At 54.5% G+C, this 13,325-nt stretch carries 8 protein-coding genes; 7 read left to right on the top strand and 1 reads right to left on the bottom strand.

The genetic code is table 11. The annotated features are described in order from the left end of the window. The first annotated feature begins 14 nt into the window (after positions 1-14). The 3 genes from licT (at position 15) to KDC22_RS22910 (ending at position 4,385) form a co-directional block, all read left to right on the top strand. Positions 15-869, top strand: a complete 855-nt coding sequence (gene licT, locus KDC22_RS22920; protein WP_211720447.1) for a BglG family transcription antiterminator LicT — start codon at positions 15-17, stop codon at positions 867-869. Between the two features lie 196 nt (positions 870-1,065). Continuing rightward, a complete protein-coding gene (locus tag KDC22_RS22915) occupies positions 1,066-2,952 on the top strand; it encodes a beta-glucoside-specific PTS transporter subunit IIABC (RefSeq protein ID WP_211720446.1) in 1,887 nt (628 codons plus the stop codon). A gap of 23 nt (positions 2,953-2,975) precedes the next feature. Beyond that, the gene (locus KDC22_RS22910) at positions 2,976-4,385 is read left to right on the top strand and encodes a glycoside hydrolase family 1 protein (protein WP_211720445.1); all 1,410 of its coding nucleotides are present in this window, start codon (positions 2,976-2,978) and stop codon (positions 4,383-4,385) included. A gap of 108 nt (positions 4,386-4,493) precedes the next feature. Here the strand turns inward: KDC22_RS22910 and KDC22_RS22905 are convergent, their stop codons facing one another. Continuing rightward, positions 4,494-5,015 (bottom strand): DUF3231 family protein, encoded by a 522-nt coding sequence (locus KDC22_RS22905; protein ID WP_211720444.1) that lies wholly within the window; start codon positions 5,013-5,015, stop codon positions 4,494-4,496. A 155-nt stretch (positions 5,016-5,170) separates the two neighbouring features. On the opposite strand from KDC22_RS22905, the gene bcbE reads away from it, so the two are divergent. The 4 genes from bcbE (at position 5,171) to KDC22_RS33785 (ending at position 13,321) form a co-directional block, all read left to right on the top strand. Beyond that, positions 5,171-6,451 carry a bacillibactin exporter BcbE gene (gene bcbE, locus KDC22_RS22900; protein WP_211720443.1) on the top strand — a complete coding sequence of 427 codons (1,281 nt, stop codon included), beginning with the start codon at positions 5,171-5,173 and terminating at the stop codon, positions 6,449-6,451. A gap of 240 nt (positions 6,452-6,691) precedes the next feature. Beyond that, the gene (locus KDC22_RS22895; RefSeq protein WP_281424929.1) at positions 6,692-8,884 is read left to right on the top strand and encodes an alpha-helical endospore appendage domain-containing protein; all 2,193 of its coding nucleotides are present in this window, start codon (positions 6,692-6,694) and stop codon (positions 8,882-8,884) included. Between the two features lie 48 nt (positions 8,885-8,932). Next, positions 8,933-11,116: a collagen-like protein gene (locus KDC22_RS33790; RefSeq protein WP_211720442.1), complete on the top strand. Its 2,184-nt coding sequence runs from the start codon at positions 8,933-8,935 to the stop codon at positions 11,114-11,116. Between the two features lie 21 nt (positions 11,117-11,137). After that, complete coding sequence (locus KDC22_RS33785) at positions 11,138-13,321, top strand: alpha-helical endospore appendage domain-containing protein (protein WP_211720441.1); 2,184 nt, start codon at positions 11,138-11,140, stop codon at positions 13,319-13,321. Positions 13,322-13,325: the final 4 nt, after the last annotated feature.

The following is a 13,325-nucleotide window of genomic DNA, read 5'->3' as shown; positions in this document are numbered from 1 at the left end:
ATAGAGGTGAAGGCATGATTATCCGGCAAATTTTCAATAACAACGTGATTCGCGCGGAGGACCAGGTCGGACATGAATATGTTGTCATTGGGAACGGGTTAGGCTACAAGAAGAAGGCTGGTCAACGGGTGGAAGAGGACAGAATAGAGAAAACGTTCATGCTTAAGCCAGATAAAGTCCCGCGTAAATTAATTGATTTGATTGGAGAGACTTCTGCTGAGTATTTCTCACTGGCCGATGAAATTATCGGCTATGCCAAAGCAGAAATGGGCGACATCTTCAATGACAATATTTATATCACGTTAATTGATCATATTCATTTCGCCATTGCCCGCTACAGGAAGTCGATGAATCTGAAGAATGCCTTGTTCTGGCAGATCAAGAAATTCTATCCCAAGGAGTTCTCTATCGGAGTACATGCTCTAAGTCTGATCCACAAGCATTTCGGGCTCGATATGGATCAGGATGAAGCCAGCTTTATTGCGATGCATTTCGTCAATGCCCGTCAGGGTGGACAGGAGATGCAGCGTACGGTAGAGGTTACCAAGGCGATGAGCGAGATCTTCAGCATTCTGACGGATGAATATCAGGTGAAGCTGAATGAGAATTCGTTCAACTACTCCAGGTTCCTTACCCATCTCCAGTATTTTCTCCAGCGGATGATCAGCGGGGAACAGGAGCGTTCAGCTTCCGGCGACAACTTCCTGTACGATCAGATTAAGGAGAAATTTCCCAAGGCTTTTGAATGTACCCGCAAGATCAATGAGTACCTGGAGCAGGAATATGGCAATGCCATGTCGATTGACGAGAAGGTCTATCTTACGATCCATATTCAGCGGGTAACTACACGGGATATGAATCAGATGTAAGAAAAAGGAAAGGTAAAAGTGCTTGCAAACGATTACTTATTCCGCTATATTGGAGTCACAACTTAAATCTAAGGATTGTTACTGCCAAAGCAGGCGATACCTAAACGAGATGTGGATCACCCTTGTGTGATCTCACAATCTTCGTTTAGGTTTTTTTTATGCCCATTTTTTGGCTGTAAAGCAAAGGAGAATCAGCATGGATAACCAAAAAATGTCCGAAGACATCATCCGGCTTGTTGGCGGGGAAGAGAATATCAACGATCTTGTCCATTGTGCCACCCGGCTGAGATTCAGCCTCAAGGATAACAAGAAGGCGCACAGGGAAGCGCTGGAGAAACATGAAGGTGTAATTACGGTGGTGGAGAGCGGGGGGCAATTCCAGGTTGTCGTCGGCAGCAATGTCGCGAATGTATATGCCGAGATTGTCAAGAACACCAGCTTCCTGTCCAGCACCTCCACAGACGATAAGAATTCCGGCCAGAAGACCTCTGCCGTATCCAAGGTGTTCGAGATCATCTCCGGGAGCTTCTCTCCGCTGATTCCCGTCATGGCAGGATCAGGGATGCTCAAAGCGCTGCTGACCGTGCTTACGCTGCTAGGCTGGATGTCCGATTCAAGCGATGCTTACTTAATCTTGTCCGCTGCGGGTAATGCTGTATTCTATTTCCTGCCAATATTCCTGGGGATCACGCTGGGCATCAAATTAAAAGCGAATCCTTATGTCGCGGGAGCCATAGGTGCGGCGCTGATGGAACCGAACTTTACGGGGATGCTCGAAGGGGATGCCGCACGCTCATTCTTAGGTATTCCGGTCGTCATGGTCAGCTATGCCTCCAGTGTATTCCCTATCTTCATTGCCATTAGCATCTATGCACTGCTGGACAAGCTGCTGAAGAAGATCATCCTCAAGGATCTGCAGATCTTCATGGTTCCGATGCTCTCCCTTATGATTATGGTTCCGCTGTCTGTCATGGCCTTCGGTCCATTCGGTACCAGTGTCGGGGACTGGATCGCTTCCGGCGTGACTTGGCTGATTGGCGTCAGCGGTATACTGTCAGGCATTGTGCTGGGCGGGGGAATGACGTTCATGGTCGTTCTTGGACTTCACTGGGGCTTCACTCCGATCACCCTGCAGAATATAGCGAGTGGCGGTGACCCGATTGAAGCGATGGCATCGGCTGCGGTGTTTGCCCAGATTGGTGTAGCTTTTGGGATCTTCCTGAAGGCCAAGAAAGACCGATCCCTGCGGAGTATCGCCGCTTCTTCGGGAATCACCGGACTGCTGGCCGGAGTCAGCGAGCCTATCGTATACGGCCTGATCCTCCGCTATAAGCGGGTGATCCCGATCGTTATTATTGCCGGGGCGCTGGGGGGAGCCATCAACGGTCATTTCGGCGTCCTGTATACGGCTTATGTGTTCCATAATATCTTCTCCATTCCTGTGGAGCAGCCGATGTCCATCTTCATTATCTCCATGGTGGTCTCCCTGGGTACAGGCCTGCTGATGACCTTGCTGTTCGGTTATGAGAGCAAAACAAAGAATGAAGGTTCCGCTCCGGAAGCGGTGCCCCAACCCATAGTTGACCCCGTACTGCCGGATAAGCCTTCAGCGCTGGTGGCAGACCTTAGGAAAGAGCATATTTTCAGTCCGCTGTCCGGTGCTGCCTTCCCGCTAAGCAGTGTTCCTGATGAGGCCTTCTCTTCCGGCGCGATGGGCAGAGGGCTTGCAATTGATCCAGTCATCGGAGAAGTGGTTGCTCCTGTGGACGGGACGGTAACTTCCATCTTCCCGACAGGTCATGCAATCGGCATTACCTCGGCAGCAGGAACTGAACTGTTGATTCATATCGGAATTAATACCGTCGGCCTGAAAGGCAGACACTTCACGCCTATGGTCAAGGAAGGAGACCTGGTGTCCCAGGGAGATCTGCTCATCCGATTCGACCTGGAGCAGATTAAGGCAGCCGGTTATCAGACGATTACACCGGTCATTGTAACGCTGACTCCCAAAGAGGTCGAGATCTTTGAGACCAGCCAGAAGCAGGTCGAGAAGAACGATGTTATTTTGACCCTGGTGGATTAAACAATACTGAGGAGGTAAAATATATGCTGCACAAACAACTTCACGCTTTTCCGGAGGATTTCTTGTGGGGAGGCTCTACTTCGGCCTATCAGCTGGAGGGAGCCTGGGATGAAGACGGCAAAGGTCCTTCCGTAATTGATCTGGCCAACCATGTGGAAGGGGTGACAGACTTCAAGGTTGCCAGTGACCACTACCATATGTATAAAGAGGACGTAGCTCTGATGGCGGAGATGGGCTTCAAGGCTTACCGCTTCTCCATCGCCTGGAGCCGGATCTATCCGCAAGGGGACGGAGCGGTCAATCCGAAGGGTCTTGAATTCTACAGCCTGCTGATCGACGAGCTGCTTAAGTATGGCATTGAACCCATCGTAACCATGTACCACTTTGATCTGCCATATGCGCTGGAAGAGCGGGGAGGCTGGTCGAACCGGGCTACTATTGATGCTTTTGAACAATATGCCAATACGCTGTATGAGAATTACGGGGACCGCGTGAGATGGTGGCTGACCATCAATGAACAGAATATGCTTATTCTGCATCCGGGGTCCATTGGAACCTTGAATGAGAACATGACCGACCCGCAAAAAGAGCTGTACCAGCAGAATCACCACATGCTCCTGGCCCAGGCGAAAGCGATGGTGTTATGTCATCAGATGCTCCCGGACGCCAAAATTGGTCCCGCCCCTAACATCGGTGTCATCTACCCGGCCAGCTCCAAACCGGAGGATATGCTGGCCGCAGATAATTATGCCGCCATCCGCAACTGGCTGTATTTAGATATGGCGGTCTATGGACGTTATAATCATATCGCCTGGAGTTATCTGGTGGAGAAAGGTTATCAGCCTGTCATTGAGGAAGGGGATATGGAGATCCTCCGCCAAGGTCATCCTGATTTCATTGCCTTCAATTATTACACCTCCCAGACGGTAGGCGAGAGCAAAAATGACGGCAATGATTACTCTCACACAGGCGATCAACACGAAATCGTCGGAGAACCGGGAGCCTACCGGGGATCTGTGAACCCTAATCTGCAGACCACAGAGTTCGGCTGGGAGATTGATCCTGTAGGCTTCAGAACCACGCTCCGCCAGATCTATTCCCGTTATCATCTGCCGCTGATTGTTACGGAGAACGGGTTGGGTGCGTTCGACAAGCTTGAAGCTGATGGAACGGTAAATGATGAATACCGGATTGACTTCTTCCGCAAGCATATCGAGCAGATCCAGCTCGCGCTTACAGACGGGGTAGAGGTGTTCGGCTTCTGTCCGTGGTCAGCCATTGATCTGGTCAGCACGCATCAGGGCTCCAGTAAAAGGTACGGCTTCATCTATGTGGACCGCGAAGAGTTCGATCTGAAGGAGCTCCGCCGTGTGCGGAAGCTCAGCTTCTACTGGTATCAGAAGCTGATTGCTTCCAGGGGAGAGATTCGCTGATCCATACGGATAAATGCGGATAAATCAAAAGGACCGCCCTCATAATGGACGGTCCTTTGTGTTGCGTGATGTCTGCTGCAAACCGAATAAAGGTGCAGGGGTGCAGACTTAGGCTTTAACAGGCTCCGGCCGTTTCACCAGCAGCGGAGGAGGGATCAGCCAGCCTTTTTTCTTCAGCAAATGCAGGTTCTTCACACCGAGGGCCGCCTTGGTCAGATGATACTTGGCGAACAAAGCTCCGATATCCTCACGGATGGATTGTCCCATCGCCTGGCTGCAAGCCACAAGTCCGGCAGCCAGATTCGCTGCAAGCATAGCCGCTATTTCAGGATCTGTAAACCGTGCACCGATAGGGATATCCTCCAGCTTTGCCTCAGGCCGGTTCGGCATGACTGGCGCAGACGCGAGCCCCTGCTCGGACAGCAGCGTGTCGCACTCACTGATCTCCAGCTCCGCCTGATCAATCATCGCAGCAATGATTTTCTTCAGATCACTGTCACCGGCATGATACATATAAGCCCGGTAACACGATATTGCTCCCTTGGCAGCCATTGAGGCTTGCCATACCGCATAGATCTCTCCATAATGCATCGGTTCTTCCTTCGGGTTACCGCCTAGAATCCCAGTCATAATCAGGCTCCTTTTATGCTGAATTTTGAACAAGCAATAGCATACCCTTAACCGCTTGTCCTTTATGCTGCCGACATTTCTTGACAATCTGTATAAATCCGGGCGTTAGAACCACAATAAGCAGGATGCAACTATACAAGAAGGTGGTTCGTCCAATGAAAGGGTCAAAAGGGGCATTAATCGCACTTGCTTCCATCCCGCTAATTATGACACTGGGCAATTCAATGCTGTTGCCGATCCTGCCGCAGATCTCCAAGGAGCTGGGGATCACTGCCTTTCAAGTCAGTATGCTCATCACGGTCTATGGCCTGATCGCCATTCTGATGATTCCCGTGGCCGGATATTTATCAGACCGCTATGGGCGAAAAAAAGTAATTCTGCCCAGCCTGATCCTGGCAGCTGTGGGCGGAGCGGTATGTGTGGCAGCCGCCTGGTTCTCCACCGGAATCAGCGCGTATTGGATCATCCTTGGAGGACGTTTCATCCAGGGGATTGGTGCGGCGGGCGCCTTCCCCATTGTCATTCCGTTCGTCGGCGATCTGTTCAAGGATGAGAAAGAGGTGAGCAAGGGTCTCGGGATCATTGAGACCTCGAACACATTCGGTAAAGTATTAAGCCCGATTCTGGGTGCTTATCTGGGGACCTTACTATGGTATGCTCCCTTCATTGCCATTCCGGTGCTGTGCCTGATTTCCTGCGCACTGGTTATCTTTCTCGTGCATAAGCCGAAGACGGAGGACAAGGCAGAGCCCAAGAGTCTGAAGCAATTCCTGTCCGGCATCAAAGAAACGCTGCATGAGCGGGGCCGCTGGCTGTACGCTATCTTCGCGATTGGCGGAATCTGCATGTTTGCAACCTTCGGGGTGTTATTCTACTTATCCGAGACATTAGAAGCGAAGTATAATCTGCATGGAGCCTACAAAGGCTTCGTGCTGGCCATTCCGCTGGCGCTGCTGTGTCTGGCGTCCTATGGGAGCGGTAAGGTCATCGGCAAGAACAAGCCTTTGATGAAATGGATCGGCTTCGGCGGTATGGTTATCGTGACGGCTGCCATGTTGATTACGGCTTTAAGCGACAATATCTATTTCATGGTAGGGTTTCTGAGCTTAAGCGGGATTGGAATTGGAGTGGTCCTGCCATGTATGGATGCGCTGATTACCGAGGGGATCGAGGAAGAAAGCCGGGGAACCATTACCTCCTTATATAGCAGCATGCGGTTCATCGGCGTTGCGCTGGGGCCGCCGGTGGTGTCCCTGCTGATGAACCGCGGGCATTGGACCCTGTTTGGCACCATGGCGGGTGTAGGCGCAGTCGGCGGACTGCTGTCCTTCTTCGCGGTGACGCCAAGCAAGGAGGATTCTGAGGGCGGGGGCCAGACGGTTCAGCGCGAGTATAAGATGAAGAAAGGCAATCCATTGCGCCAGCGTGTGCGGTAGCGATAGGGTGATCCAGAGGTTATCCTGGCAGACTAGGCTGCCGGGATAACCAAACAAGCAAGGCCCGCGAATGATCGCGGGCCTTCTTGCTGCGGAATTACATGTGGTTAGCAATCCAATTAATTAAAACTTTTATTAGTCAATTAGCTGAATTGTTTTACCCGACAGGGCATCTACTACACGCACTTTGAGCTTGATATTAATAAGATAGATTAACTCTAGCATAAGGAGGGAAATATATTGTCGAATCCCAATATTCCGGGCATCACTCCCACGATCACCTTATCAAGGGATGATGTTGTCAATCTGCTATTCTCCTCCATTGCCATGGAGGAGCTTGGACTAGCCCATATTATTAACGCTGAAGGCGAGAAAATACAGTTCGCTCTGGGTACGCTTCCGGGGATCAGCGGTCCCCCTGCTACCCTCGCACAGGTCCTGGAGGTCAATAGCAGCACCCAAGCTATGCTGGACACCATCTTTCGCCAAGAGATGATACTAGATTCCAGGCTCAAGACCGCTTCTAACATACCTGTGGTAAGCGGTCCCATCGGACCGACAGGGCCCAGAGGAGAACCCGGCGGTGTTCTCAGTATCAACGGAGAGGAGGGGGAAGTGATTCTGACTGCAGAAGATGGCATCTTCCCGATCGACAACGTTGAGGCGCCGACCAGTATTCTTGGGAATTACATTGAACCCGGTGTCTACAGCTCAGGCAGCGCCGCCGGGATCACGGGTCCGCCGGACGGTCCGATAGTGGACCATCCGTCAGTGTGGACGATTTATGTATCCCGAGTAGGTGATTATGTTCAGCAGATCTATATTTCCAATCCGGCTATATACTATCGCAGCAGCCAGAATGCTGGCTTAAACTGGACTCCGTGGGTACCCATTGGTGAGCGAGGACCTACTGGTCCAACCGGCGCAGGTGTAATGGGTAGGGCGGGTGGGACTGGCCCAATTGGGGTTACCGGTTCTAAGGGGGCGATCGGCCTTACAGGTTCGACAGGTGTGAGGGGTGCAACGGGTCTTACAGGTTCGACCGGAGTGACCGGTGCTACGGGTCCAACGGGTGCAACGGGTCCGACGGGTGCGATAGGTGTGAAGGGTGTAACGGGTGCAACGGGTCTAACCGGTCGGGCGGGAGCGACTGGTCCAACGGGCCCGACCGGCCCGATGGGAGTGACCGGCCCGACGGGTGCGACTGGCCCGGTCGGCCAGACCGGTTCTACGGGCGCGACCGGCCTGACAGGGCTAACAGGACCGACCGGAGCCACGGGCGCGGCGGGGGCGACCGGCGGGGCGGGAGTGACAGGCAGCACTGGTCCGACGGGAGTCACCGGCCTAACAGGTGCTAAGGGTGCGACGGGAGCGAAGGGCCTGACCGGTCCGACGGGAGCCACCGGGCTAATCGGTTCACCAGGGACCACTGGTCCGACAGGTCGGGCAGGAGTGACAGGCCCGACAGGTCGGACAGGAGCCACGGGTGTGACTGGTCAGACCGGGGTGACTGGTGCTACGGGTCCAACCGGAGCCACCGGACCGACAGGGTTGAGAGGCCCGACTGGCGTGAGCCTGAGAGGTGTGACAGGTCCGACAGGGGTGATGGGTCCAACCGGTGTAACCGGCCTGGCAGGAGTCACCGGCCGGGCAGGAGTGACCGGCCTGGCAGGAGTCACCGGCGGGGCGGGTATGACGGGCCCCACGGGTGCGACTGGCGCGACAGGGTTAACCGGCCGGGCGGGAGCCACGGGCCTGACCGGTCCCACTGGTCCGACAGGTGCTACCGGCCCTACCGGTGCAACCGGCCCTACGGGGGTGATCATCGGCCCGACCGGCCTGGCTGGAGCCACTGGCCCAACCGGAGCCACCGGCCCGACGGGGATCACCGGCTCGACGGGAGACGCGGGTCACACTGGAGCCACCGGTGTAATCGGTGCAACTGGCTTCAGAGGTCGTAACGGTCCAACCGGTGCAACTGGCCACATCGGCTTGACTGGCCCCGCATTAAGACCTATTCCTGCTTATTGTAACGTTACCTTGAATAAAGCGACTAATACATTCGTTGCTATCGGGGGGAACGTTCCTTTTAATACTACTAATGGAATTTCATCCAATGTTCATTTTAACGGGAGTAACACGATTACAGTGGACTTGGCGGGGATTTACCGCATTACCTTTCTGGCGGTTCTAAATGAGGATCACGGAGCCAAGAAGGAGATGACGGTTGCAGTTAATGGAACCCCTATTCCAACTGGTGAATTTCATCAACAGATTACTACAGGATATTTTCAGATGTTCGGCGAGTTTGTTGTTCAGCTTGCTGCAAATTCTCAACTTACGTTGAAAAATACAGGAACAGCCCAATTAGTAGTAGGAGGAAGTAATGTCAACCGGACAGGTGCATTTTTAAATATAATCAGGATCGCATGAATAAAGGGATATTTCCGTCTGCGATTTCAAATGTAAGGGGGCATTAACATGTCGAATCCTAATCTTCCCAATATCTCACCAACCATCACATTGTCGCGGGATGATGTATTGAACTTGTTGTTTTCATCCATTGCGATGGAAGAGCTAGGGCTTGCTCATATCATCAACGCTGAAGGTGAGAAAATTCAGTTTGTCCTAGGGACCCTTCCGGGAGCCACACCTGCGACGCTTGAACAAGTCTTAGATGTCAACAGCAGTAGTCAGGCGATGCTTGATACAATCTTCCACCAGGAAATCATACTTGATTCCAAGCTGAGAACGGCCTCGGGCGTTCCCTCCTTGGTTGGACCTACAGGACCAGCAGGACCTACCGGGGCGGCGAGTGGTGTTCTAAGTGTAAATGGTCAGACCGGCGATGTCATTCTGAGCGCAGAGATCGGGGTTCTCCCGTTCAATGATGAGCCATCGGGCAATCGTCTGACGCATTACAATCAGCCGGGCGTGTATAGTTCAGATAATCCCGCAGGCCCTTCACCGCCGGACAGTCCGCTGGTGGAGCACCCATCCGTATGGACTCTTTATGTGTCACGGGTTGGTAACTTTGTCCAGCAGCTCTATATATCCAACCCGCATTTGTACTACCGCAACAGTCAGGATTCGGGGATTACCTGGTCGCTATGGATAGAAATTGGCGAAAGAGGCCCGACGGGTCCGACGGGTACAGGGGCTACAGGACCTAGAGGAGTGAGAGGGAACTCAGGTATCACAGGTCCGGGGGGCGCTACAGGACTCACCGGAGCGCCGGGACCTACGGGTCCAAGGGGGCTAACAGGTATTAGCGGCCCGGCAGGTATGACGGGGCCAAGGGGTGTAACCGGTCCGGGCGGCGCTAGTGGGCTTACCGGAGCGCAGGGACCCACTGGTCTGGCGGGTTCAACGGGTGTACGCGGCCGGGCAGGTGTGAATGGTCCGGCAGGTGTGACTGGGATGACAGGTGTAACGGGCCGGGCAGGTGGTAGGGGGCTTACAGGTCCGACAGGCCGGGCAGGCTTGAGCGGACCGACAGGTGTGACAGGTCCTACGGGTGTGAAGGGACTGACGGGTGTACGCGGCCTGGCAGGTGTCCAGGGTCAGGCAGGTGTGACGGGCCGGTCAGGTGTGACGGGCCGGGCAGGTGTAACAGGTCTGGCGGGAGTGAGCGGCCGGGCTGGTGTCAGTGGCTGGGCAGGTGTAACTGGCGTGACTGGTATAACCGGAGTGGCGGGTATAACGGGTCCAACGGGTATAACCGGAGTGGCGGGTATAACCGGCCCGACCGGCCCGACCGGTGTGACCGGCATGACCGGCCTAACAGGTGTGACAGGACCAACGGGTATCACTGGTAGGGCAGGTGCTACCGGTCCCACTGGTGTCACCGGCCCGACCGGGGTGAAGGGTCGGGCGGGCGTAACGGGAGTAGCGGGTGTCACCGGGCCAACGGGTGTCACCGGCCCAACGGGCGTAACCGGTCCGACCGGTGTGACCGGTCCTACTGGCATGACAGGCCCGACTGGTGGAACGGGCCGGGCAGGGATAATGGGCCGGGCGGGAGTAACCGGTCCAACCGGCGTGACCGGTCCTACTGGCGTGACGGGGCCGACCGGTGTGACGGGCCCGACCGGTATGAAGGGTCCGACAGGCGTTAGGGGTGCGACAGGTGTAAGGGGGGCGACAGGTGTAATAGGCCCGACAGGTGTAACCGGTCCAACCGGTCCGACAGGTCTGAGGGGTCCAAACGGTCACACTGGTTCAACTGGTTCAGCAGGAGTAGGATTCGCTTCCTCGTATAGGTACATTTCTACAACTGCCGGTAATGTTCCCATAAATCCTAATGATAATGTTGTATTCAACGTTCTTGGTGCAGGGACGTCTGATATCGCATTCGATGGCCAATCCACAGTAACGGTTAATACAGCCGGCGATTATTTAGTTGTCTTTCAATTAACGATAGCGAATCAATCTATTCCACTCAAAAGATGGACAGTTTCGGTCAATGCCACTCCTATTCCCAACGGTGAATTTCACAGATATTTCAGTACCGGCGACAATTATCAGATAGGAGGAGAATATCTTATCCGCTTAAATGCTGGTGATAAGCTTACTCTAACGAATACCGCGACTACAGTGCAAAGGATATCAGGGGCTAATGTTGGTGAAGACAATGGTTTCCTGAGTGTAATCAGAATTGGTTGAGAAGCTAAAGGAGGCCTTACCATGTCCAATCCCAATATACCCAATATTACTCCGGCCCTCTCCTTGTCGCGGGCCGATGTATTGAATTTGTTGTTCTCATCAATCGCCATGGAGGAGTTGGGTCTGGCACATATCATCAATGCCGAAGGAGAGAAGATCCAGTTCGCTTTGGGCACGCTTCCCGGTTCAACTCCTGCTACATTGCCAGAGGTGCTTCAGGTTAACAGCAATGTACAAGCTATGTTGGACACCGTTTTCCGTCAAGAGATTATGCTGGATTCGAAGATGCTTATCGCAGCTGGTATTCCAACGATCCTTGGTCCCACAGGTCCCACGGGGCCAACAGGCTTCGCCGGAGGTGTGTTCAGTGTCAATGGTCAGACCGGCGATATCATTCTGAACGCAGATAACGGGGTCTTCCCCCTCAATGAAGATCCGTCGGGCAATCGACTGGCGCTGTATAATCAGCCGGGTGTCTACAGTTCAGACAGTCCCACGGGTCCTGCACCGCCAGACGGGCCACAGGTGGAACACCCATCGGTATGGACTATTTATGTGTCCCGTGTAGATAATTATGTCCAGCAGCTGTATATTTCCAACCCTGCGCTGTATTACCGCAGCAGTCAGGACGGCGGTCTAACGTATCCTGGCGGATGGCTTCCGATCGGCGAGCAAGGGGCAACAGGGCCTGTTGGGGTAGGAGCCACCGGGGAGAAGGGGGTAACGGGTCCCACAGGAGTAGCCGGTCCGATTGGGTTAACCGGTCCAGCCGGTGTAACAGGAGCAACGGGTGTGACCGGCCGGGCAGGTGTAACGGGTCCCACAGGGATAACCGGCCCCAAAGGTGTAACCGGCCGGGCGGGTGTAACCGGTCCGACCGGTGTAACGGGTCCCACGGGTGTTAGGGGACTCACGGGTGTCAGGGGGCCGACAGGTGTGACGGGACCAACGGGGATGACCGGCCCCACGGGGCTAAAAGGTCCAACGGGTGTGACCGGCCTGGCAGGTGTGACAGGACCCACAGGAGTGGCGGGACCCACGGGTATGACGGGCCCCACGGGTGTAACCGGCTGGGCAGGCATGACGGGTCCGACCGGTGTGACGGGACCCACAGGTGTGACCGGCCCGACCGGTGTGACGGGACCGACGGGTGTGACAGGACCCACCGGTGTAACTGGCCCGACCGGTGTGACCGGCCCGACTGGTGTGACTTGGGCTACCGGTGTGACGGGGGCTACCGGTGTGACGGGGGCTACCGGTGTGACGGGGGCTACCGGTGTGACGGGGGCTACCGGTGTGACCGGCCCAACCGGAGTGACGGGCCCGACCGGTGTGACGGGGGCTACCGGTGTGACGGGGGCTACCGGTGTAACCGGCCCAACCGGAGTGACGGGCCCGACCGGTGTAACCGGCCCGACCGGTGTAATCGGCCCAACCGGAGTGACGGGGGCTACCGGAGTGACGGGGGCTGCCGGTGTGACGGGGGCTACCGGTGTGACGGGGGCTAGAGGTCTGACGGGTGCTACAGGGATGACAGGTGCTAAAGGGGTGACGGGGCCAACCGGTGTAACCGGCCCAACGGGAACCGCTGGTCCCACTGGCCACACTGGCCCCACTGGTGTAACCGGTCCAACGGGTGCCACCGGTCCGACAGGTACGAGGGGACCCACAGGTGTAGTGGGACCTACAGGTGTGAGGGGACTCAGAGGTGTGAGAGGGCTGACAGGAGTGACAGGCGTAACCGGCCCAATCGGCAAGCCGGGTGTAACCGGATTTGGTTTTCCTTCCTCTTATCGTTATGTCATTTCGAATCAAAGAAATGTTACTGTTGCGAATAGAGGTAAGGTTATATTTAATCTTCCTGGTATAGGAACCTCGGATATTACTGTAACAGATGCCAATACTTCGCTTACGATTGCTACAGCGGGAACTTACCGGATTGCTTTTCAGGTCACCACAGCAGTATCAGTACAAATAATAGCGTGGGCTGTTGCCGTAAATGGAACGGTTATTCCTGGGGGCGAGTTCTACACAATTGTACCTAGTGGTAGTAACGCTTATCAAATTGGAGGGGAATATATTCGAAATCTTGCAGCAGGAAGCGTCCTATCCGTTGTCAATACTTCTAACGCAACCCTAACTATATCTACTCGTAATGGGAGAGCTGGAACCAGTGCCTTTCTTAGCGTTATTCGCCTAATTTAGCGGG

Origin of the sequence: Paenibacillus tritici, from assembly GCF_018207515.1 — a bacterium.
GTDB classification, from domain to species: Bacteria; Bacillota; Bacilli; order Paenibacillales; family Paenibacillaceae; genus Paenibacillus_AQ; species Paenibacillus_AQ tritici.
The sequence above is the reverse complement of the archived record's forward strand: the minus strand, read 5'-3'. Positions and strand labels throughout refer to the sequence as shown.